This is a genomic window from Shimia sp. FJ5, from assembly GCF_032918335.1.
Lineage (GTDB): Bacteria > Pseudomonadota > Alphaproteobacteria > Rhodobacterales > Rhodobacteraceae > Shimia > Shimia aestuarii_A.
This window is the reverse complement of record NZ_JAWJUV010000005.1, coordinates 108,354-131,521: the sequence shown is the minus strand read 5'-3', so window position 1 is coordinate 131,521 and position 23,168 is coordinate 108,354. Positions and strand designations below refer to the sequence as shown.

At 61.5% G+C, this 23,168-nt stretch carries 18 protein-coding genes and 1 riboswitch; of the genes, 5 read left to right on the top strand and 13 right to left on the bottom strand.

The annotated features are described in order from the left end of the window. The first annotated feature begins 15 nt into the window (after positions 1 to 15). The gene (locus tag R1W01_RS15765) at positions 16 to 663 is read left to right on the top strand and encodes a TetR/AcrR family transcriptional regulator (RefSeq protein ID WP_317275312.1); all 648 of its coding nucleotides are present in this window, start codon (positions 16 to 18) and stop codon (positions 661 to 663) included. Positions 664 to 695: 32 nt separating this feature from the next. Here R1W01_RS15765 and R1W01_RS15760 read toward each other — a convergent pair whose 3' ends face one another. The 6 genes from R1W01_RS15760 to R1W01_RS15735 form a co-directional block, all read right to left on the bottom strand. Then, positions 696 to 2,072 carry an FAD-binding oxidoreductase gene (locus R1W01_RS15760; protein WP_297757962.1) on the bottom strand — a complete coding sequence of 459 codons (1,377 nt, stop codon included), beginning with the start codon at positions 2,070 to 2,072 and terminating at the stop codon, positions 696 to 698. Between the two features lie 104 nt (positions 2,073 to 2,176). Further along, on the bottom strand, positions 2,177 to 3,592 hold the full coding sequence (locus tag R1W01_RS15755) for an amidase family protein (protein WP_297757965.1): 1,416 nt from the start codon (positions 3,590 to 3,592) through the stop codon (positions 2,177 to 2,179). Between the two features lie 41 nt (positions 3,593 to 3,633). Continuing rightward, positions 3,634 to 5,241, bottom strand: a complete 1,608-nt coding sequence (locus R1W01_RS15750) for an ABC transporter ATP-binding protein (protein WP_297757968.1) — start codon at positions 5,239 to 5,241, stop codon at positions 3,634 to 3,636. Positions 5,242 to 5,243: 2 nt separating this feature from the next. Next, a complete protein-coding gene (locus tag R1W01_RS15745; RefSeq protein ID WP_243614018.1) occupies positions 5,244 to 6,083 on the bottom strand; it encodes an ABC transporter permease in 840 nt (279 codons plus the stop codon). Beyond that, complete coding sequence (locus tag R1W01_RS15740) at positions 6,080 to 7,063, bottom strand: ABC transporter permease (RefSeq protein ID WP_243614017.1); 984 nt, start codon at positions 7,061 to 7,063, stop codon at positions 6,080 to 6,082. The genes R1W01_RS15745 and R1W01_RS15740 overlap by 4 nt, the downstream gene beginning before the upstream one ends. Positions 7,064 to 7,151: 88 nt before the next feature. Next, positions 7,152 to 8,684 carry an ABC transporter substrate-binding protein gene (locus R1W01_RS15735; RefSeq protein ID WP_243614075.1) on the bottom strand — a complete coding sequence of 511 codons (1,533 nt, stop codon included), beginning with the start codon at positions 8,682 to 8,684 and terminating at the stop codon, positions 7,152 to 7,154. A 171-nt stretch (positions 8,685 to 8,855) separates the two neighbouring features. On the opposite strand from R1W01_RS15735, the gene R1W01_RS15730 reads away from it, so the two are divergent. The 3 genes from R1W01_RS15730 to R1W01_RS15720 are packed head-to-tail and all read left to right on the top strand — an operon-like array spanning position 8,856 to position 11,026. Next, on the top strand, positions 8,856 to 9,554 hold the full coding sequence (locus R1W01_RS15730; protein WP_243614016.1) for a GntR family transcriptional regulator: 699 nt from the start codon (positions 8,856 to 8,858) through the stop codon (positions 9,552 to 9,554). A gap of 51 nt (positions 9,555 to 9,605) precedes the next feature. After that, complete coding sequence (locus tag R1W01_RS15725) at positions 9,606 to 10,631, top strand: histone deacetylase family protein (protein ID WP_297757972.1); 1,026 nt, start codon at positions 9,606 to 9,608, stop codon at positions 10,629 to 10,631. Between the two features lie 44 nt (positions 10,632 to 10,675). Continuing rightward, positions 10,676 to 11,026 carry a RidA family protein gene (locus R1W01_RS15720; RefSeq protein ID WP_243614014.1) on the top strand — a complete coding sequence of 117 codons (351 nt, stop codon included), beginning with the start codon at positions 10,676 to 10,678 and terminating at the stop codon, positions 11,024 to 11,026. Between the two features lie 79 nt (positions 11,027 to 11,105). Here the strand turns inward: R1W01_RS15720 and R1W01_RS15715 are convergent, their stop codons facing one another. From R1W01_RS15715 to thiM, 7 genes are read right to left on the bottom strand one after another with little or no spacing between them, the layout of a single operon-like run. After that, the gene (locus tag R1W01_RS15715; RefSeq protein ID WP_297757976.1) at positions 11,106 to 11,855 is read right to left on the bottom strand and encodes an ABC transporter permease; all 750 of its coding nucleotides are present in this window, start codon (positions 11,853 to 11,855) and stop codon (positions 11,106 to 11,108) included. Then, positions 11,855 to 12,583 carry an ABC transporter ATP-binding protein gene (locus R1W01_RS15710; protein ID WP_297757979.1) on the bottom strand — a complete coding sequence of 243 codons (729 nt, stop codon included), beginning with the start codon at positions 12,581 to 12,583 and terminating at the stop codon, positions 11,855 to 11,857. The genes R1W01_RS15715 and R1W01_RS15710 overlap by 1 nt, the downstream gene beginning before the upstream one ends. Further along, positions 12,583 to 13,266 carry a thiaminase II gene (gene tenA / locus R1W01_RS15705; protein ID WP_297757982.1) on the bottom strand — a complete coding sequence of 228 codons (684 nt, stop codon included), beginning with the start codon at positions 13,264 to 13,266 and terminating at the stop codon, positions 12,583 to 12,585. Before tenA ends, R1W01_RS15710 begins: the two co-directional genes overlap by 1 nt. After that, positions 13,263 to 14,201, bottom strand: a complete 939-nt coding sequence (locus R1W01_RS15700) for an ABC transporter substrate-binding protein (protein WP_297757985.1) — start codon at positions 14,199 to 14,201, stop codon at positions 13,263 to 13,265. The genes tenA and R1W01_RS15700 overlap by 4 nt, the downstream gene beginning before the upstream one ends. Continuing rightward, the gene (gene thiD / locus R1W01_RS15695; protein WP_297757988.1) at positions 14,198 to 15,028 is read right to left on the bottom strand and encodes a bifunctional hydroxymethylpyrimidine kinase/phosphomethylpyrimidine kinase; all 831 of its coding nucleotides are present in this window, start codon (positions 15,026 to 15,028) and stop codon (positions 14,198 to 14,200) included. The genes R1W01_RS15700 and thiD overlap by 4 nt, the downstream gene beginning before the upstream one ends. Continuing rightward, positions 15,025 to 15,657 (bottom strand): thiamine phosphate synthase, encoded by a 633-nt coding sequence (thiE, locus tag R1W01_RS15690; protein WP_297757991.1) that lies wholly within the window; start codon positions 15,655 to 15,657, stop codon positions 15,025 to 15,027. Before thiE ends, thiD begins: the two co-directional genes overlap by 4 nt. Then, entirely contained in the window at positions 15,654 to 16,439 is a 786-nt protein-coding gene (thiM, locus tag R1W01_RS15685; protein WP_297757993.1) for a hydroxyethylthiazole kinase, read from the bottom strand. Before thiM ends, thiE begins: the two co-directional genes overlap by 4 nt. Before the next feature lie 53 nt (positions 16,440 to 16,492). Continuing rightward, positions 16,493 to 16,581: riboswitch (TPP riboswitch) on the bottom strand. A gap of 260 nt (positions 16,582 to 16,841) precedes the next feature. Here thiM and R1W01_RS15680 point away from each other — a divergent pair. Further along, entirely contained in the window at positions 16,842 to 23,150 is a 6,309-nt protein-coding gene (locus R1W01_RS15680) for an AMP-binding protein (protein ID WP_317275311.1), read from the top strand. The last annotated feature ends 18 nt before the right edge of the window (positions 23,151 to 23,168 follow it).

The window sequence follows — 23,168 nt, the reverse complement described above, 5'->3', positions numbered from 1 at the left end:
GAGGCCGGATGCAGCTTGCTTTTGGCCTCGGAAACCCTCATTTTCTCGCCCATGAACGAAATGCCCTCGAAACTCAAAGCCCGCGCCGAAAGAAAAAACGCCAAGCGAGACGTCAAGAAGCGCCAGATCGCAGAAAGTGCGATCCTCGCGCTTCAAGAGTTGGGCTATGCCAACACGTCCTTGCGTGACATCGCCGAGAAAAGCGACATGTCGCTCGGCATGCTGCACTACTATTTCGAGGATCGCTCCGAGCTCATCATCTACTGCGTGAGCATCTACAAACAGCAATTCGTCAGCAATATCGTGGACGCGCTTGCAGGCGCCGAAGGGCGCGACTCGGTTATCGAGACTTTTTCAAACGCGCTCGCCGAGTCGATTACGGATGACGCGATGACGCACCGCCTCTGGTATGACATCCGCTCGCAAGCCATGTTCGACGAGACATTCCGGCCCATCGTCCATGAAATCGAAGAGATGCTCGTCGGGATCGTCGCGGATGCGCTCGAGAAAGCCGGGCATCCCATCGACGAGACCTTGGCCATTCAATACGCGCTGATTGATGGGGTCTTTCTGCATCTCATGCAGCGTCAGATCAGCGATGGCCCACAGGACACGGCAGAGGTTGCCGCGGTCTTCCGCGGTATCTTCGAGAAACTGCTCTGATACCCTGTTCCCACGGCACAAGAACGCTGCACTCACTCCGGGGCAAGCGTCTTGCCCGGGTTCAAAATCCCTTTGGGGTCAAGTGCGCTCTTGATCGCCTTCATTACGTCTTGTGCAACCGGATCCTTGAAACGGGCCATCGCCGCAAGCTTCGAAAGGCCGATACCGTGCTCTGCCGAGAACGTGCCTTTCATTTCGACGGCAAGGGCGTCGATCTCTGCACGCAGGGCCGGGATCAGAGACGCATCTTTCGTGTGGCACCCGCAATGGATATTGCCGTCGCCCAGATGCGCCACCGACAGAACCTCGCAAGAGGGATCAATCGCGCGCAAACGCGGTTCGATCTCGTCTAGATATGCGGCGACAGATTCTCTCGGGACGGCCACATCCGCGCTCAGGACCGGTTGCTGGCGAAACGCGATCACCGCAGCGGCTTCCCGCCGGGCCCACATTTCGGTCCGTTGCGCTTCGTTCTGGGCGATGACAGCATCCGTCACAGCGCCTTCCTCCATCCACTCCGCCAGAACTTCTTCGAGCACATCTTCCAGCGCACCGGGAGACATCACGGCAAGTTCGACGAGCAGATTCACAGGGTGTGCCGCCTCAAACGGCTCGCGCGCGTCGAGACTGACAAGGAAATGCCCCTCGATATATGCGCGGGGCATGAACTCGAAGGCCACAACCGCGCTATCGGATGCGTCCTGAATTGCGTTGAGCAACTCACACGACCGCTCCAGGGAATCCATCGCCACCATGGCGGTGACGTGGTCGACTGGACGCGGGTGAAGCTTGACCACCGCTGCTGTGATAAGCCCAAGCTGCCCCTCCGCACCGATCATCAAGTTGCGCAGGTCAAAGCCGGAGTTGTCCTTGTGAAGCGCCTGCATCAGGTCCATCACCCGGCCGTCCGCCAGCACAACCTCAAGCCCGAGACACAGATCGCGCGTATTCCCGTAGCGCAAGACATTGGCGCCACCGGCATTCGTCGACAAGACACCGCCCATCATGGCCGACCCAGACGCGCCGAAACTCAACGGGAAGAAAAGATCGTGCTCTTCCGTCGCGGTGTTGAGCGCGTCCACAATTACCCCTGCTTCGACGACAGCGACCCGCGCATCAGCGCGAATTTCGCGCACACGGTTCATACGCTCAAAGGAAATCATGATGGAATCTGTGCCCAGAGCGCCACCATTCAAGCCGGTATTTCCCGAAACCGGCACGACTGGAACCTCGCGCGCATTGGCGAGTTTGACCACTGCGGCGACCTCCTCGGTCCTTGCGGGACGGACAACCGCAAGCGGCATTCCCTTGTACTGACCGGTCCAGTCCTCGGACCAGCGCTTGGCGTCTGTCCCGGTAAAGACCTGCGCCGCCCCGACAATTTCGATAAGGTCCTCAACAAGCGTCATCTGCGCGATCCCCCCTGTCGATGTGCAAAAGGACGGGTGGCAGCGTTCGGGATCGTCAGGATTTCAGGCATAAGATGACTTCTTTGAAAATGAGAAGCGGGTGTCTAGCCCGCAGAAATATCAACCGCCGCATAGTTCACGGCTGTCGCACCGACAAGGGCCTCCCCCGCTTCCAAAAGCAGGTCCTCTCGAAATTGGTTCGCGACAAGCTGCACGCCGATCGGCGTCTTGTCATGCGGGCCATCGACTGTTCCTGTGCTGACGGTAAGACCCGGCAGGCCCATAAACGGCAAACCAATCTGAGTCATCTGCGCCGCGACAATCCCCTCAAAGGCGGACTGGCTCTCGGTGTCGAGATGATCCTTGAACGGAAGCTGCCCCGACACCGGACAGAGCATCACAGGCCATTGACCAAGGAACTGACGCCACGCACGGCTTAGCCCTGCCCGCGCCTGAAGCGTATCGAGAAGCCCATTCACGTCCACGGCTGGCGTCATCGCAGACAGGCGTTCGTAGACCAATGAAGAGTCTGGATCGTTCTCTTCCCGGATCGCTTCATCCGCACCCCGCCGCGTTTCGGCAAGCCAAAGAGTAAGCTGGTGACGCACTGCCTCTCTTAGCGGCGGCGTCTCCTGTTCCTCGACGATCCAACCCGCCCGTGAGAGCCGATCCGCTGCATCGCGCAAAGCGCTTTCCACGGCCGGATCGACCTCCATGCCATCCGGCGCAACACAAAGCGCCACGCGGCGCGGAACGGATGGTCCTTGTAAAGATACCGGCGCATACCACGGGTCGCGCAGATCGGGCGCAGCCATCGCCTCAAGCGCCAATCGCAGGTCGGGGATAGACCGTGCAATCGGTCCGGATACCGCCATCAACTGCGCTCCGATATGGCGATCGGGGCCCGAAAAATTGACTGCGGGCACACGGCCTAGAGACGGGCGCAACCCATGCAGACCGCAAGCATACGCCGGGTAGCGGATAGAACCCGCGATGTCAGTGCCATGCCCGATGGCCCCTATACCCGCCGCTGTCGCCGCCGCCGCCCCGCCGGACGATCCGCCCGGTGTCAGCGCCGCATTGCGCGGGTTGCGGGTCGCTCCGTGAAGGCTGTTGCGGGTAAACCAACGCAGGGAGAACGCCGGCGTGTTGGTGCGCCCGACAATCACCGCCCCTGCCTTGCGGAGATTGGCGACAACGGGGCTATCTTCAGCCGCGACAAGATCCTTCTGAAGTTGAAGCCCGTTGGTTGTCGCCATACCGGCCTGATCGACGTTGACCTTGATCGTCACCGGCACCCCGGCGAGCGGTCCAAGCGGGTCTCCGGCGGCACGCGCCGCATCTACGGCCTCCGCAGCCGCCAAGGCCTGCGCATCGCAGCGTTCGACAACCGCGTTGATCGGGCCGTTTACAGCGTCGATCCGCGCCAATGTCGCCTCTGCCACGGCCCGCGCGGTAAAGTCTCCCGCGCGCAGACCCGCACCGATCTCTGTGGCGGTCAGGGACCAAAGTTCGCTCATTCCGTCATCTCCCCCCAAATCCTCCAGAGCTTTGCAGCCGCCTAGGCCGCCCCGCCCCATTCAGTGCCCGGCACCGCAGCCAAAAGGTTGCGCGTATAGTCCTGCTTCGGCGACAGGAAGACCTCCGCCACCGAGCCAATCTCGACCAGTTTTCCGTGCTGCATAACCGCGATCCGGTCGCAAAGCTGCGCCGCGACGCGTAAATCATGGGTGATGAAGAGCAGGGACAAGTGCAACCGCTGCTGCAGGTCGCGCAACAATTCGAGAACCTGCGCCTGAATCGACACGTCGAGCGCCGAAACAGCCTCATCCGCAATGATCAGGTCCGGGTCCATGGCAAGCGCGCGGGCAATCCCGATTCGTTGCCGCTGTCCGCCGGAGAACTCGTGCGGATAGCGGTCTGCCGCGCTGGCATCCAAACCGACTGTCTCAAGCAAGTCCCGCGCCCGCGCATGGGCCTCTGCCACAGGCGTGCCCATTGTGATCGGCCCCTCGCTGATCGCCGAGAGGATTTTCTTGCGCGGGTTGAGCGAGGCGTAAGGGTCCTGAAAGATCATCTGAACCCGACGCCGTGCACTCCGCAATTCCTCGGTCGAAAGCGCGTTCATATCTTCCCCATCAAGGAGGATTTGCCCGCTATCAGCTTCGACAAGGCGCACGATCGACCGCCCCACCGTGGACTTGCCCGATCCGCTTTCGCCCACGATCCCGAGAACCTCGCCCTTGCCAACAGTGAAGGACACGCCATCAATCGCCCGGACCTCGCGGGTCGCCTTGAAAAGGCCACCGCGCGTTCTGTAGGTCTTACGCAGATCGCGCACCTCGAGAACATGCTGCTCTGACGTTTCCTGCCCGCTTGGAACAACATCCGAGGGCACCGCCGCGAGGAGCGCCTTGGTATAGTCATGCTGCGGGTTCTCAAGCACCTGCGCGGCCCCGCCCTGTTCGACAATCTCGCCATAGCGCATGACGATGACCTGATCGGCGATTTCCGCCACGACACCAAAGTCATGGGTGATGAACATCACGGCCATGCCGTGCCGTTCCTGCAAGGATTTGATGAGGTCGAGTATCTGCGCCTGCGTGGTCACATCAAGCGCCGTCGTCGGCTCGTCCGCGATAAGAACCGCAGGGTCCATCGCAAGCGCCATCGCGATCATTGCCCGCTGCCGCTGCCCGCCCGAAAGCTGGAACGGATAGGCGCGGATGATCTTCTCCGGCTCTGGCAGGCCCACCTCGCGGATCAGATCGAGCGCCCGTTCACGCCGCTCGGACGGGGTGTAGCGCCCATGCGCCTCGTAGGTCTCGGCGATCTGATCCCCGATCCGCATCAGGGGATTGAGCGCCGACATTGGCTCCTGGAATATCATCCCGATCCGATCCCCGCGCAATTTGCGCCGCTCCGCATCCGGAAGCGCGAGCACATCGCGCCCCTCAAAGAACGCTTCGCCACGGGTCACGTGAACAAGATCCGGCAAAAGCCCCATGAGCGCATTCGCCGTCATGGATTTCCCCGAACCGGACTCGCCCACGACACAGAGGATTTCCCCCGGCGTCAGGTCGAATTCGATATTCTGCACCGCATAGTCCCGGTCCGCGCCGGGCGGCAGGGAGATGGCGAGGTCACGAATAGAAAGCACTGGATCCATGGTTATCGTCCTTTCCGTGCCAGACGCGGGTTGAGCGCGTCATTGAGGCCTTCGCCAATCAGGTTGAGGGCAAGAACGGTCATCAGGATCGCCACCCCCGGAATAAAGCTCAGCCACCAGGCATTGCGGATGACGGTCCGCGCCGCCCCGATCATATAGCCCCAGCTCATGATGTTGGGATCGCCAAGCCCAAGGAAGGAAAGCGAGCTTTCAAGAAGGATCGCCGTCGCCACCATGAGCGAAGCCATGACGATGATCGGCGACATGGCATTGGGCAGGATATGCCCGAACAGGATGCGCATGTTCGAAAGCCCCGCCAGCCGCGCAGCATCGACAAACTCGCGTCGGCGAAGCGAAAGAACCTCCGCCCGCACAAGGCGCGCCACCGGCGGCCAACTCACAATTGCAATGGCAAGCGTGATCGTCGGCAGCGTCGGCTCCATGATCGCGACAAGCACGATGGCCAACGCGAAATTCGGAATGGTCTGGAAAAACTCGGTGAAGCGCATCGCGCCATCATCGACAAGCCCGCCATAGAACCCTGCAAGTGCGCCAAGCGGCACACCGATCAACAAGGCGACCAGCGTCGAAACAAGCCCGACGATAAGCGACACCCGCGCCCCATGCGCAAGCCCCGCCGCCACGTCGCGGCCAAGCGTATCGGTCCCAAGCGGGAAGCCATCGACACTAAAGGGCGCAAGGAAAGGACGCTGCACCATCTTCCACGGGCTGTCCGGATAAAGGAGCGGCGCAAAGACCGCGACAAGGATCACGACCACAAGGATGAATAGCCCGATCAACGCGCCACGATTGCGCGAGAAGCGTTTGAAGAAGTCCTTCATGCTGCACCCCCTGCGCCAATACGCGGATCAATCAGCCGATAAACAAGGTCCGTGACCACGTTGAAAAGGATCACCATCGCCGCCGAGATCAGGAACACGCCAAGAAGCGTGTTATAGTCCCGAGCCGTCAGGCTCTCGAACATCAACCGCCCGATCCCCGGCCAGGCAAAAACCGTCTCCGTAAGGACCGCGCCCCCGACAAGCTGCCCGGCCTGAAGACCGGCCAGTGTGACCACCGGCAACAACGCATTGCGCAGGATGTGGCGACGACGGATGACGTTTTCCTGCAAGCCCTTCGCGCGGGCCGTCTTGACGAAATCCATCTGGCTCACCTCAAGAACCGAGGACCGCGTCATGCGCAGGTACACCGCCATGAAGAAAAGGCCGAGCGTGAAGGCGGGCAACACAAGGTGCTTGAGCCGGTCGAGCACCATTTGGAAACCCACATAGTCGGCCCCCACGGTCTCATAGCCAAAGGCGGGAAACCAACCGAGCTTCACCGAGAATAGCACCACCGCCATAAGCGCGACCCAGAAAAGCGGCGTGGCGTAAAACAGCAACGAGAGCGAGGTAATGACCGTATCGCTCCACTTGCCCTGGCGCGCGGCGGCGGCAAGGCCGAAGACGATCCCAAGCAAGAGCGACATGCCAAAGGCCGTCAGTGTGAGGATCAAGGTCGCGGGCAGGCGTTCGAGGATCAGGTCCAGAACCGGCATCTGCTGGCGATAGGAATAGCCCAGATCAAGCTGCAAGACCCCCGACACGTAATTCCAAAACTGCACCATGAGTGGCTGATCGAGCCCGAACTGCTCTCGCAGTTGGGCGATATACTTGGCGTCCGCCGCACCCGCTTCCCCTGCCATCACCGCAGCCGGGTCGCCCGGAGCCGCATGAATGAGAAAGAAATTCAGAATGACGATCATCAAGAGCGTGATGACCGCCTTCAACAATCGCCCCACGATAGCTGTCACGATGTCCATACTGTGCCAATGCCTGCTTCACTTGTTGCGTTAGAAAGAAAGACCGGCCCGATCTCTGACCAGGCCGGTCTCTCTCGTCTGCTTTCGCTTAGTCTTCGAGATACGCGTCGCGCATACCGTCATTCACGCCGATCGCCGTGGTGACGAGGTCTTTAACGTTGCAACGATAGATCGTCGGGAATTCGATCTCGAGCTGCCATGCGACAGGCACGTCATCGACGAGGATCTGTTGAATCTCGGTATAAAGCGCCTGGCGCTCTTCGGGGGTCGCCGCAACAGCGGCCTTGGCGAAGAGATCGTCCACCTTGGGGTTTTCATACCCAGCGACGTTGTTCCAGGGGCTGCCCTTGGCAATGTTGCTCGCGAGATAGCTACGTGCGACACCAAGCGCCGGGTCGCCATACTGGTAGAGGTAGGTGAAGGCGATATCGAAATCCCACTCCGCCTGCTTCTGGTTCCAGCCCGCAACATCGGTCGCCACGACCTGCACGTTGACGCCAACCTCTTCGAGGTTCTGCTTCATCGCTTCGGCCCAGCGCTGCCAGGTCTCGCCATAGGGCAGCGGCAGGATGCGAACGGTCTCGCCATCATAGCCCGACTCTGCAAGAAGCTCGCGCGCCTTGTCCGGGTCATAGTCATACATGACCGTATCGTCGCTATAGAAGTTGGTCTTGGACGAAACCGGGCTCGTCGCGACCTTGCCATACCCGTTCCAGATCACGTCTTTGACGAATTCGCGGTCCGTCGCATACATGACTGCCTTGCGGAATGCCTTGCTCGAGGTCGGCCCTTCACGGTTGTTCATCCACGCCATCGCATGCGGCGCGAAATATTCCCAGCCATGGCCCGTCGAACAGACGCCATCCATCTCGATCAGGCGCTTCACGTCCCAGTTCTCGACCGAGCCACCCGGCAGAACATCGACATCGCCATTCTCGAACGCCACCGCGCGCGACGCGGCATCGGGGATTACGCGATAATAGACATCGTCAATCGCCGGTTTACCGTCGAGATAGTAGTCCTCGTTCTTCACGAGGTGGATATAGCTGCCCTTTTCCCAGGCTTCGAATTTGAACGGGCCAGTGCCGATCGGCGTATTGTTGGCCGGGTTGGTCTTGTAGTCGGTGCCTTCATAGATGTGCTTCGGGATCATCGGCATCGTGCCAGCCTCGAAAACCCCGATGAACGGGCCAAACGGCTGTTTCAACTTAAAGACCACGGTATGCGCATCCGGCGCTGTGACGCTTTCGACATGTTCGAGGCTGACACGCAAGCGCGCGTGGGTCTCGCGCAGGAACTTGTCGACCGAGAACACCACGTCTTCGGCGGTGAACGGCTCGCCGTCATGCCATGTCACGTCCTCACGGAGCTTGAACGTATAGGTAAGCGCATCGTCCGAAATCTCCCACTCGGAAGCCAAAGACGGCATCGGATTGAGATCAGTGTCATAGCGCAGCAGGCTTTCATAGATATCGCCCGCGACCAACTGCGTCGGCCCGTTGCTCACAAGGCCGAGCATCAAGCTGGGCGGCTCTGGCTGGACCACGATATCGAGGCGATTCTCGGCATGCACAGCACCCGCCAAGGTCATCGCCATAAGGCTTGTGACTAGTCGTTTCATCATTTGATTCTTCCCTGTTTTGGTGGCGACCGAATTATTTCTTCCGGTCTCTTTCACTTCGCAGACTGTGCGCGGGCACCCCACGCTTCACGCCTCCCATGCTCGGGGAGGTTCCCACCGAATGTCAACAATATTGTCGACAGTCGACAATCTGAGGCGTAGTTTGTACGAATGAGCACAAAAACCAACCCCCTGCGACTGGATCACCTCGAGCGGAGATCGCTCTCGCAAGAAATCGCGACACTTCTGACCGATCACATCCTGTCCGGTCGCCTTCGACCCGGTGAAAGAGTGTCCGAATCTGTCATCGCGCGAGAGCTCGGTGTCAGCCGCGCACCAGTGCGCGAAGCCGGGCGCATGCTGGAAAGCACGGGGTTGTTGGTGTCCCATCCCAATCGCGGTTTCTTTGTGCGCACCATGAACTCCGAAGACCTCGGTTCGCTCTATGAATTGCGCTTGGCGATCGAACGCGAAGCTGCGGCGCTTGTCGTGCGCAAGGGCGCGGCGGATGTGATACCCGTCCTGCGCCAACAGCTTGAAAAGATGATCGCCTTGGCAGATGCCGGGCGCGAACCCGAGACGTCTGCCGCAGACCTCGAGTTCCACCGCCTTCTCATCGAGGCGTCTGGCAACCCCCGTTTCCTTGCGATCTTCCAGCAGATCTCTTCGGAGATCCAACTCGGTCTTTCGCTGATCGGGAGGATGGAAAACGCACCAGACAACATCGCGAGCAATCACGGCCACATCATCGAAGCCCTCGAGAGCGGCGATGTGGAACAGGTCCGCAACGCGATGGACTATCACATCGGGCTGGCGCGTCACGTGATCGTGGCGCATTTCAGCGGGCTGGAAACGGCCGACCGGGATTGAAACTCAAGAAACAACGGACGAGGCCGGGCTTCCGGCCCTGAGAGGAACGACGTGAAAGCAGTCTTCGACGAACGGCAATGGCGCCACGACCCAAAGCACTTCATCGCAAGCGGCGCCATTCGCCCCAACCCAGAACAACCCAAACGAATCGAAGTGCTGCATGCGGGCGCGCTTGCGGCGGGCTGCCAGTTCGAGGCCCCCAAGGACGCCGGCATTGGCCCCATCGCGGCCCTGCATTCCCCCGAATACCTTGCCTTCCTGAAAACCATCTACCCCCGCTGGCGCGCACTTCCGGACGCAGGCGAAGAGGTTATTCCCAACATCCACCCCCTCGCCCGCAGCAATAGCTACCCCACCTCGCCCGTAGGTCAGGCTGGATACCACCAAGGCGATACCGCTTGCCCGATTGCAGAAGGCACTTGGGAAGCGGCCTACTGGTCGGCCCAATCCGCCATCACGGGGGCCGATTTGCTTCTTGGCGGCGAACATGCGGCCTACGTGCTCTCGCGCCCGCCGGGGCACCACGCCTATGGCGATCTTGCAGCAGGTTTCTGCTTCCTCAACAACTCGGGTATCGCCGCCGAACGCCTGCGCAAAGCCGGTCTGCGCCCCGCGATTCTCGATGTAGATGTGCACCACGGCAACGGCACCCAAGACATCTTCTATCGCCGTGACGATGTGCTCACCTTGTCGATTCACGCCGACCCGACCAAGTTCTACCCCTTCTTCTGGGGTCATGTCCATGAACGCGGCGACGGCGCCGGGCTCGGCTACAATCTCAACATCCCGCTTTCCCGCGGCATTGGCGACGAGGACTACCTCGTGGCGTTGGACACGGCCCTAAATCGCATCGATGATTTCGGAACGGACGTTCTCGTGGTTGCCCTCGGCCTCGACGCATCCATCGATGATCCTTTCGACTGGCTTCGCGTCACCAAAGAGGGCTTCTCCCGCATTGGCGCGGCGCTCGCCAAGACAGGTCTGCCCGTTCTCTTCGTGCAAGAAGGTGGCTACCTGTCGGACTCCCTCGGCGAAAATCTGACCCGAACCCTGAGCGGCTTTCAGGCAAGCACCTGACACGCTAGACCCTATTCAGACGACTCAACCAAACAGGAAAGACCATGACTGAAATCACGCGCAAACATGTTGGCGATCGCATGAGCCAGATCGTCACCCACGGCGAGACCATCTACCTCGCGGGCCAAGTCGGCACCGCCGGGGCCAGCGTCGCCCAGCAGACTCAGGACTGTCTCGACAAGGTCGATGCCCTGCTTGCCGAAGCAGGCAGCGACAACACGCGCATCCTACAAGCGGTGATCTGGCTCGCAGACATGAAGGATTTCGCCGAAATGAACGCTGTCTGGGATGCTTGGGTTCCCAAGGGCCACGCGCCAACCCGCGCCTGCGGCGAATCGAAACTGGCAACCCCGGAATATTTGGTCGAAGTCATCGTGACCGCCGCCAAGGCCTAATCCAATCGCGCGGCGTGGCCTCTCGCTTCGCCGCGCGCCCCCGCGAATATGTTCCTGCCCGGCACCTACCGAAACGCGGCTAGGCAGCGTGCAAATCCTTATCGCGAAAAGATGCGCGATCCGCGGCCCATGAGACAACGTGGTAAAGCGTTACAGTCATCAGCGCGAGCAGCAACAAGCTCGCAAACATGAGATCGGTTTTCGCCCGACCATTGGCCAAAAGCATCAGGTATCCCAAGCCTTGCGAGGCGCCCACCCATTCCCCGATCACCGCCCCGATGGGCGCATAGACCGCCCCCATCTTCAGGCCTGTCGCCAGCGACGGCAGCGCATGGGGAATGCGCAGGCGGAGCATCTCCTGAAACGGAGTTGCATTCATGGTCCGCGCCAGATCGCGTAGCCCTTTGGGAATGCGTGTCAGCCCATCATGAAATGCGCTGGTGACAGGGAAGAAAATGATGAGCACCGCCATAAGCACTTTCGACGCCATCCCATAGCCAAACCACAGCGTCAGGATCGGTGCGAGCGCAAAGACCGGCACGGCTTGGGTCAAGACCAAAAGCGGCATCACCAGACGGCTCAACCGCTCCGACCCCGCAATCGCGATCGCCGTACCTGCCCCAAGCACACTGCCAATCAGCAGGCCGAGAAGAACCTCAGCCAGCGTTACCCCCGCATGGCCGAGCAAAATCAACCGGTTCTGCCAAAACGCCTCGGCGACGCGCAGAGGTGAGGGAAGAATAAAGGGTGGCATTTCCATGCCCCAGACAACCGCCTGCCACACGCCAAGCACGACCCCCGCAGCGAGGGCTCCATACGCCCACCGCATCACGCGAGCCTCCGCAACGCGGCCATCAGCTCTGCCTGCGCCTTGACGCTGTCTGGCGCATAGGAATCACGCAACGGAGGGGTCTCGGGCACGGGCCAAATCCTTGCGCCCTCGCCGGTCAGAAAGATGACCTGATGACCAAGACGTATCGCCTCGGCAGGGTCATGCGTCACAAGCAAGACCGTCTTGTCGCGAAACATCTCGCATGCCAATTCCTGCATCGCGGCACGCGTGCTTGCATCCAACGCCGAGAACGGCTCGTCGAGCAGGACGATAGGCCGATCCTCCAACAAGGTTCGCGCCAAAGCCACCCGCTGTCGCATCCCTCCAGAGAGCGCGCTTGGCCGCGCCGAGAGATATGCGCCGAGGCCAATACGTTCCAATAGTCGGCGCGCGCGGGGCAAATCCGGCGTCTCTCCCCGCAGACGCTGCCCCAACACGGCGTTCTCCAGCGCCGAGAGCCACGGCAAGAGCAGATCCGTCTGCGCCATGAAACTGCAACGCCCCTCAATCGGAAGCCCATCTGAAACCGCGATGTCCCCGACGAACTGCCCCGCAACCTCAAGCCCGGCAATCAGGCGGAGCAGCGTTGTCTTACCAGTGCCTGATCTCCCGAGAAGGCAGGTCCATTGCCCTGCAGGCAGATGGCAGGACACTGGCGCAAACAGAGGCGTTCCCGCAATCTCATGATGACCCCGAAGCGCGATACCGGGCGCCGCTGCGCTCATCACACCCTAAGCCCCATCTCCCAGAAGCCAACCTCGAGCCGCGTGGCAGTCGTGAACCGCTGTTGCACCTGCGCCCACCGGGGCGCCTGCCAAGGTTCAGACCCCAGACGTCGCGACACGGCGCCATCGACCATTTTGCCAAGCGTCACCATGGAAGATTGGTACGCCTCATCCGCATAGGTCGCGATCCAGTCGCGGTAGGGCGTGCCCGGCGCGGCCTCATGTGCAAGACGGTGCCCGATCTCCCCATAGCCAAAACAACACGGCGCGAGCGCGGCCATCAGGTCGATGAAATCCCCCTGCAACCCGGCATCAAGAACATAGCGCGTATAGGCGAGGTTCTCGATCTCTTCAGTCGCAGTATAGAGCGCTTCTTCGTCAATCCCCTCGTCCGCACAGGTCGCGACATGCAACGCCATCTCGTGGTTCACCAAAGCATCGAGAACCCCAGTGCAGGCCTTCGTTTCTTCAAGCGTTTCCGCCTTCACCACAGCGAGGGACCACGCACGGGCGAAATGCACGAGAAACACATAGTCCTGCACGAGGTAGCGCAGGTAGGCCGCGCGCGGCAGACTGCCATCGCCGATTCCTCGGACAAAGGCATGCCGCGTATAGGCCTGCCATGTCTCGGCACAGCCCGCGCGCCACCGTTCGAAGACGGCCCCATAGGAAACGCCGCTCATTGCGCTGTCACATCGATGGCGATTTCGGAAACCGGATGCAGGCCCGGCGTCAGGCCCGCCTCAAGCAGAAAGGCCTCGAACCGAGCATAGCGGCCCACATCAAGCGCCGCTGGACGCAGTGCAAAGCGGGGCAGCGTGTCGATCCATGCACGGCGATTCAACTCATCTGCCAACTCTGGCGAAGTTGCCGAAAACACGTCCCAGCTGTCCTTGGGATGGTTGACGATATACTGCGTGGCCTTCTCTGTCGCTGCGAGAAAGCGGCGTATCATGTCGGTGTCCATGCGATCCGCATTGGCCACATAGATCAACTCATCATAGGACGGCAGCCCCTCTTCCTCGACATAGAAACAGCGCCCCGGCCGACCTTCGATCTCCATCTGGTTCAGCTCGAAATTGCGAAACGCCCCGATCACCGCATCCACCTGCCCCGACATGAGCGCCGGCGAGAGAGAGAAGTTCACATTGACGAGCTCTACATCCCCAAGCGTCAGGCCGTAGGTCTCAAGGATGCGCCCCAACACCGCCTCCTCGACGCCACCAACGGAAAAGCCGATCTTGGCCCCCTTCAGGTCCGCAGGTGTGGCCACCTCTCCGTCCGCAAGCGTCAGCAAGCAGTTCAAAGGCGTCGCCACCAACGTCCCGACCCGCCGCAGCGGCAAACCCTCGTGACGTTGCAGATGCAATTGAGGCTGATAGGAAATCGCAAGGTCCGCCCGCCCGGCAGCCACCATCTTCGGCGGATCGGAGGGATCGGCCGGGGCAATCATCTCAACCTCTAGCCCCGCCTCGGCAAAAAAGCCCTTCTCCTGCGCAATGATGACCGGGCCATGATCCGGGTTGACGAACCAATCAAGCAGCAGCGTGACCTTGTCCTGCGCCATGGCGGGCAAGGACAAGAGCGAAAAGACGGTGGCGTATAGTAGCGTTCTCATGAGGGGGATCCATTCTGGTCTGAGGAATACGCCGCATAGAGCGCGGCGAAATGGTGTGTCGGACCATGCCCATGCCCAACCCTGAGGTCGTCCGCATGTGCAATGGCGTGCGATACATAGGCTTTAGCGGCTTCGGTCGCTTTCGGCAGGTCCGCGCCTTTGGCGATCTGTGTGGCCAGCGCCGAGGACAGTGTGCAGCCCGTGCCATGGGTGTTTTGCGTCTGCCTGCGCGGGCTTTCGAACCATCGGCATCCGTCCGCAAACACAAGGCAGTCTGGGCTGCCCGCGCCTTCGAGATGGCCGCCTTTGATCAAGACCGCCCCTGACGACAGGGCACGCAGCGCCCGGCCCTGCTCTTCCATCTCGACACGGCTGGTCGCGATCTCACTGTCCAGCAAATGCGCCGCCTCCGGCAGGTTCGGCGTCACCACCGTCGCCAAAGGCAACAGGCGCGTGCGTATCATCGCCACGGCGTCTGGCTGCAACAGCGCCGCGCCGCCCTTGGCGATCATCACCGGGTCAAGCACGACCGGAACGGCCCGACCCTCCAAGGCATCGGCCACGGCCTCTGCGATCTCTGCCGTGGCGATCATGCCGATCTTCACCGCATCGACCCGGATATCCGCAAAGATCGCGTCGATCTGCGCGCGCACAAACTCGGCAGGCACAAGATGGATACCCGACACGCCCGCCGTATTCTGCGCGGTCAGCGCGGTGAGCGCAGCCATGGCAAACCCGCCATTGGCCGAGATGGATTTCAGGTCCGCCTGAATTCCCGCCCCGCCCGAGGGGTCGGATCCCGCGATACTAAGAACATTCGGGATCATGGCTGCGCCTCTGGGAAAAAGGCCTGCGTTGCGGCGGCGATATCCGGCTGGCCACAAATGGCCGACACGACGGCCGAGCCATCGGCCCCGGCGGCCAACACCTGCGCATGGTGCATGGCCTTGATCCCGCCAATCGCTACGCTCGGCAACCGGCTCAACCCCGCAAGCTCTGCAAGACCCGATAGGCCGATGGGAGTCGCATGATCGGTTTTGGTCGCCGTGCCAAAAACCGGCCCCAACCCAAGGTAGTCGACAAGGGCAGGGTCTGCCGCCACAACGGCCTCGGGCGTCTCGCAGGACAGGCCAAGGATCTTTCCCGCGCCAAGCCGCGCACGCGCCTCTACCGACGACATGTCGCCCTGACCGATATGGGCGCCATCCACTTCTGCAGCGGTCGCGGCCTCCACATCATCATTGATGACCAACGGCACCCCGGTCCCCTGCAACGCGTCTTTCAGCGCCAGAGCCAAGGCAATGCGGTCACGCGTGCTGATGTCCTTGTCCCGCAACTGCACCATGGTCACTCCGGCGGCGACAGCCTGCCCGACCGTTTCCACGACGCCTCGCGCTCGACACATCTCCGGATCGGTCACCAGATAGAGCCGCAAGTGCTCTCGCAATTCGCTCATGACAGGGCCACTTCCATGATCGCCGCCTCAAGCTGTGATGGTTCAACCGAGGCCAGAGCATCGAGAAAATGGACTTGGAAACTGCCCGGCCCCTCGGCGCGCGCGGCGGCCTGCGTCCCGGCAACCTTGAAATGCGCCAGTGCCGAAAGAGCGGCGTCAAAGGCCGGCCCGACAGCGGCATAGGCCCCCATCAATGCTGTCTGTGAGCAGCCCAGCGCCGTGACCTGAGGCATCAACGCGGAACCGCCTGCCACCCGCGCCATGCGTGCCCCATCGGTCACGAAATCCTCTGGCCCGGTGACGGCAACGACACAGCCATATTCGCGAGCAAGTGCCTTGGCCGCCCCTTCGGCATCTGCGACCGCATCACCGCTATCCGCGCCCTTTCCCGCCCCGGCTTCTCCGGCAAGGGTCATGATCTCCGAGGCGTTGCCGCGCAAAATAGCGGGGCGCATCCCAAGAAGGTCCTGCGCCGCCTGTTTGCGAAAGCCGCTGATGAAATGCGCGACCGGGTCCAGAACCCAAGGTATCCCATGGGCATTGGCCACCCGCACCGCCACCCGCATGCTCTCGAGCCACTGCGCCGAAAGCGTGCCGATATTGACCGTGACAGCACCGCTCAAAGGGGTGAAGGCCTCCATCTCTTCCGGCGCATGCACCATCGCCGGAGAGGCGCCCGCCGCAAGGACGACATTCGCGGCGATATTCATCGCCACATAGTTGGTAATGCAATGCACCAAGGGAGCCTTGGCGCGCATGTCTTTAAGCAGGGTTTGGGTCATGATCTCTCTCCCGCCGCACGGGAGAGACGGTCGAAAGACATCAAGGGCGATGCGCGAACTGACCGGTACCTCCCTCCGCCGGCATTATCCGGTTCAGGTTCAAAGGGTACATCTCAGCCTCACGGCGCCCCTGGTATTCGAAGGGGTAACGGGTTCGTCTGACCGTGTCAAAGTGGTATGCGTCACAAGGCGGCACCGCGCGGAAATCAGGCACGCGGTCAAAACACGATCGGAGTCCAAAGCATCTCACACTCATGTCTGGACAAGCGCCCTTGGCACCGTTTCAATTTGATACATACAGACCACTCTTCTATTGCCGTAATGGTGTATTTTGGATAAGTTTTTTCGACGCTGGTAATGCTAAAGTATGTGTTTAACGATTTTTTGTAGAGGATCATTGCGATGGCCTCAAAGCTCAGAGATGAGCCGTCCGATCCGATCTCCCGGACGTCCCTGATCGACCTTGCCTCGAGAATTCTGCAAACGCCCGTTGATGCGGAACGGTCCCTTGTTTCTCAAGGGCTCGACTCGCTCGGCGCTGCGGAGCTTTTGGAAGAGCTTCAATTGCTCGGCTACGACGTGGCCTATGAATTTCTCCTCAGTGAGACCAGCATCGACCTCCTGTTTGAGGCCCTTGGCGAAAAAACCGAAGCCCGGCCCGCACCGTCCGATCTTCGAGACCCATCCGCCCCTATTGCCCTCGCTGGGCCACAGGTCTTGTGGGCGCAGCTCGAGCAAGAAAGCTGGGGGCCATGGGCGAACATAAGCCTCTGTCTATCAATGCCTGCCTCGCTCATCCGCGCGCCGTTTCTGCCCGCAATCGCGCAGTCCCTCTGCGACGCGAACGAGGCCATGCGTATGGTTCTGGTGCAGTCAGGCGACACGGTACAACAACAGGCGCTGCCCGGTCTCCAGCTTCCGGTCGAGGTCAAGGACGCACCCGCATCCGACCAAGAGGCCATGCGCCTGATCGAAGCCTTTGAAGGCAAGCCCTGCTCGCCGTTTAAACCATCCACCCGCGCCCTGATCCTTTCCGACCCGAATAGCGAAGGCCGTCATTGGATGTGCATCACGATGCACCATGTCTTCTCGGACCGTATAAGCATGCACAGGCTCGCTCGACAGCTGCGCGAGATGATTGCCTCAAACCGCCTGCAAAACGCCGAAGCAAAGGATTTTGATTTCTCCGACGTCGCGCTCTGGAAAGCCCAGCGCGCCAATGGCCCGGACGGCGCACAGCACGTGACCACCCTCGACGCATGTCTTGCCCGCGCCGACATCACTACCACAAGACCGTTGCCACGCGTCGCCAAGACAACCTGGGAAATCTTCGCGAGCCTTGACGCCAAGGCAGAGCTGCGCCCTTCCGAGACCGACGCGCTCGAGCGTTGCGCCGCGCGCCTTGGCACAACGCTTCCCTTGCTGCTGCATACACTGGCCTCGGCGCTGATCGCTCGCCTCACCGGAGAGGACAAGGCGCTCTCAGGACGCCAAGACACGCTCCTATGCCATGTCGTGTCAAACCGCGAACGCGATCCGGTGCTGAAGGACACCGTTGGCTGCCTCGACACCTCGGTGCCAGTGGCGGTCAGGCTGGAAAAGGACGAGACACTCGCCTCCCTCTGCCACAAGACACACGAGGCCTTCTCCGGCGCGCACCTCTGCGTGTCCGATCTGCCGCGCGGCGGTTGGATACGGTCTGACGATTCATCCGAAACAGAGGGCCAGCGCGCCGCGGCACTGATCGAACGTTTTCCGCATATCAATATCGTCCGCACCCCCACACCCGCCTCTGGCGCAGCATCCGAGATCATCGAGCATTCCGTTCAACGCCCGCAGCAACCCCGCTGGGGCCTGTTGCTGCGGGCCACATTGCCTGCAAAGGCAGGGTCAAAATCCCACGATCCTGTCGGGGCCATCTTCCGGGCGTTCTCCGAGGATCGCGTCTTGGCGGGCCTCGTGCCCTATTGCCTTGTCGAGATCTTGCGCGACCTGCTCGCCGCTTCCGAAGACCGCCTTGCCGGCCTCCAGATCCACGAGATCATCACCCGCGTCGTGGATCGCGCGGATTTCGCAGCCACCCATGTGCGCGACACCTCGGCCCTTGTCGACAAGGCCGCACAGAGCGGGGCTTTCATCTATGAAAAGCTCGTAGCCCGCCAACAGCGCTGGTATCAACACGACGCGCAGTTCCGACTGCGCCGCGACACAGAAAACCGCTTCATCGGCACGCCAAGCAATCCTTTCCCCTTCACACAGCTTGATAAGCTGAAAGAGCGCCGCTTTCTTGAAAGCCACGATGTGCCGCTGCCGGATCTGCTTCATATCGTGCCAAAAGACCGCATCGCAGAGGCGCTGACCGAACTGGCCCCGGATTTGCCGGAAAGCTTCGTCATCAAACCCGTAGGCGCCGGTCATTCCTTCGGCGTGACACTTGTGCGCAACGGCATCGATCTCTCACGAGGCGGCGTTCCCTTCGACCCGGCAACCGTCGGACAAGAGCTCGCAAAGATGGCCGAGCGCGGATTCTGTCGCCACGAAGGTAAGGTCTTTCCGTTCAACTTCTCCTCCTTCCTGATCGAGGCTTTCGTCCTCGACGAAAGAGGGTTCCCCGCTCCGACCGACTACAAGGTCTTTATGATCGGCGAGAGGTTCCTGTGGCTTCAACTGCATTTCCGGATGGACGGTTTCAACTGGGTCGCCTTCCTCGACGAAGAGTTTCGCCTGTTGCCCCAACCGGCATGGGATCCGGCCACCTGCTGGCGCACGCACCGGACCTTGGTCTGCACCGATCAGGCGATGGTAGACGCGAGAAACCCCACCTGCCTTTCCGACATGCTGGCCAACTCCAAACGCTTGGCGCGTGAGATGGGGATTTTCGTGCGTCTTGATTGGTACGCCGATCGCGTGCGTGGGCCGCTCATGGGCGAAATCACGACCTTTCCGCATATGTTGCAACCGCGCGGGTTCTATACGGATTGGGCAAACACCCTCGTGAAGTCAGCCTGGCTTGAACCGGATGGTGCAGCGCAGCCCCTCCCAAGCGGCGAAGACACCCCAGACACCAACCCGATCCAAACCGCTCTGGACCTCCTCGACCAAAACGCACCAGACACGTTGGGGATCGAAGCCTTCCTGCCGCCCGCGCCCCATGCGCTCTGGTCCGTTGCCGCAGGGGTAAATTACGGCGAGCTGCGCCGCTACATTGCCGGGTTCGATTTGTCCCCGTGGGATGTCACGCCCGGCGCACGCGTGGGCATTATGGTGGAGAACGGCGTTCAGCTTGCCGCTGCGTTGCTTGCCACCATGAACCGCTATGTTGCGGTCCCGATCGACGCCGCCCTCCCCGCCGCTCAGATCGCCTCCGAAATCGAACACGGCGGGTTAGACGCCCTTCTTACCGTCGCAGGAAGCGAGGCCGCGGATAGAGCCAAGAGCCTCCCCAAACGGCTGGGCCTGCCGATCATCGCGCTGACCTCGATCAACCGGTTGGCCCTCGCCGAACTACCGCAAGCACGCCCCAAGACCGTGCCAACGCAAGAGACGCCAAGGAATGGCTTGCACGATGAGGTGCTTCGCCTGCGCACATCGGGCACCACAGGCGAGCCGAAAAGCGTCGGGTTTACCTTATCGCGGCTGATGCGCTCCGGGGCCGGAATTGGGGCCTCGCTGACCCTGTCTCCTGCGGATATCGGGGTGTCCATGCTGCCGCTGCATCATGTCGGTGGAATTGCCTGCAACCTGATCGCCCCGCTTCTCGCCGCCGCCGGGATGACCCACCGGCCCGCCTTCGACCCCAAGACCTTTTTCGACGCGCTCGCAGGCCCGCAAGGCGCAACCTGGTGCTATCTCGTTCCGGCGATGTGGGGCATGGTGCTCGACTACGCCCGCACCCATCCCGAACTCCGTGACACCCGCCCCTGGCCGCGTTTGCGCGCCATCCGAAGCGCAAGCGCCGACCTGCCGAATGCCATGGCCCGCGACCTCGCAGATCTGTTCGGAGACGCCGTCGCCGTCCTGCCGACCTATGGCATGACCGAGGCGATGCCGATTGCCGCCCCGCCCCTGACCTATCGCCTTGAAAAGCCGCGCAGCGTCGGTCGCGTCCTGCCGTCCGTCTCCGTCGAGATTATCGACAACGACGATCCCTCCCTCCCCCCTGTGGCACCGGGTCAGGTCGGTGAGATCACCGTGAAAGGGCCCTGTGTCTTTGACGGATATATCGAGACCGGTGGCCGAAACACCGATAGCTTTACGCCGCGCGGATATTTCCGCACCGGCGATCTAGGATGCCTTGCGGCCGATGGCTCCGGGTGGCTCCGGATCGAGGGCCGGATCAAGGACACGATCAACACAGGCGGCGAAACGATCCCCCCGGCCCACGTGGAAGGGGTGCTGGCCCCCTATCCTGCCTGGACTGTCGATGGCGTTCGCGTAGAGCTGATGGCCTTTGCACGCAAGCACGATGACCTTGGCGAAGATGTCGCCTTGGCTGTGGTCGGCGCCCCGGATGAAATGGCCCTATCTGACCTCTATAGCTGGGCGGTTGCGCATTTGCCGCCGCCACAACGCCCCACAACCCTCGTGCACCTCACAAGCCTGCCCCGGTCACCCAACGGCAAGCTACAGCGGGCACAGTTCGCCGAGCGCTTCAATGCCAAGGTGCCGCCGGGACAGATGGGACTGCTCGAAACCTACATCTGGTCAGATGACGAGGCCGCCCCGCGCCTGCGCGACTCCACGCGCACTGCGACGGTCCAATCCGCACACCCCGCAACCGCCTCAGAGGTTAGCCTCGCCGCGGTTCTGGAGGTGATCCAACAGCATGTCGGGGCGGGCACCACTTTGGGGCCGGATACATCGCTGACCGACGCAGGCGTCAACTCGCTTGCTGCTGTCGAGCTGTCTTTACTTCTCGGGGATCGGTTTCAGCTTGAGCTCCCGACATGGATCCTAAGCGACCACCCAACGCCACGCGGACTCGTTGCTGCGATCGCCGAACTGAAAACACCGGGGTCTGGCGCTCCGGCGCCACAAGAGCGCACAGACCCGCCGCCCTCCGCAACGCCGCGATCTTCTGCGCTACGTGTGCTTTTTCTGCATGGCGAAGGTGCCGACGCCGACCTCATGGAAAAGAGCCTGCGCGCCACGCATTGGACCGGGCGCTTGTCCGGCAAGATCGAGTTCGTCTTTCTGGACGCCCCCCACCTCTGCGCCCCAATGCCCGAGTTTCATGCCATCGCCGTCGAGGCGGGGCTCTACAAGAAACCGGCCTACCGAAGCTGGGCCGTGACAGAGCCGGACACACTACAGCAAAGCCTGTCCGCCGTCCGCCAGAGCCTGCAAGAACTTGGCCCCATCGACGCAATTGGCGGCATCTGCGACGGCGCCCTCGTGGCCGCCCTGATCGCGATGGAACACCCCGAGCTTGAGTTCTTCCTCAGCATGTCGCCAAGCCCGGCCTCAAGCCTCGATGCGTCCTGGAACGGCCCAACCACGCCGATCCCTTGCCGATCTCTGCATCTGGTCTCGGGGTCGGACGAACAACATACGCTGGCGCAACAACTCGAGATCACCCAGTGGTGCGAGGCCGCATCAATCCGCCAACACGAACACGGCCACGCCGTCCCGCGCTTCAGTGCTGCGCTTGAGAAGGAGGTGCTCCAGATCCTGGGGGAGACACCGACCTCAGGAAGCACCGCAAACGCCCCGACGCAAGAAGCGCCGCGCGCCCCAGCCCCCCCGCTGCACCTCGTCACAGAGTCTGCGCGCTACGAACCCGTCGTGGCCAAATACACGGCACAAATCCTGCGACGTCCCCATATCGGCAAGACAGAGGACTTCTTCGACGCGGGGGGCGATTCCCTCAAGGCGATGGTCCTTGCAATGAAGCTTGAGCAAAAACTCGGGATGGACCTGCCGTTCGAGTTGCTCTTCGCAGAAGGCGCGACGGTTGAGAGCATGGCACGCGCAATTGCGTTTTGCCGGGACACCAACGTCACAGGGGTCATCTCTCCCATCGGCCATTCGACGGCATCGCATGAAATCTATGCGCTACCACCCTTGAACGGATATCATAGCGCGTACCTCGCCCTGTCCCGCGCTCTGGCGGACACGGCAAGGCTCGTCGGCGTGAAACCCCCGATGCTCGGCAAGGGCGGTTGGAATCCCTCTGATCGACTTCAGAACATCGCCGAAGAAGCAGCCACCGCAATCGCCCAGTCCACAGATCGAAAAACAATCGACCTCATCGGCTGTTCCGCCGGCGGTGTGCTTGCGTTTGAAACCGCGCGTGTTCTGGTTGGCTGGGGGTATGAGATCGGCTGTCTCGCAATCGTCGACACCGATTTCACTTCTGTAAAGAACCGCTGGCCCGTGTCCGTCAAATACATCGCCGAATGGCAGAAACATCTCTCTCGCCGCGCGCGGGGCAAAACCAATCTGCGCCGCGGATACCGACACCTTCACTTCCGCGCCCTGCTCGCCGGTTGGTCTCCTGAACCCGTCAGGATTCGTGCGCCGATCTTCTTCAGGGCCGAAGCTGGCAGCATTGACGCCGAACAGATCAGGCTCTGGCGCGAGGTGATTGACGGGGATCTTGCCGTTGTGGACTTTCCCGGCCCGCACGAAGGTTTTGTCCTACCCGAAGGCGCCGAGAGAATTGCGCATGGGATTCGGACCCGTGGCCTCGCCGAGATGTCGGCCGCATGACGCCCCGCACGGGTGCCC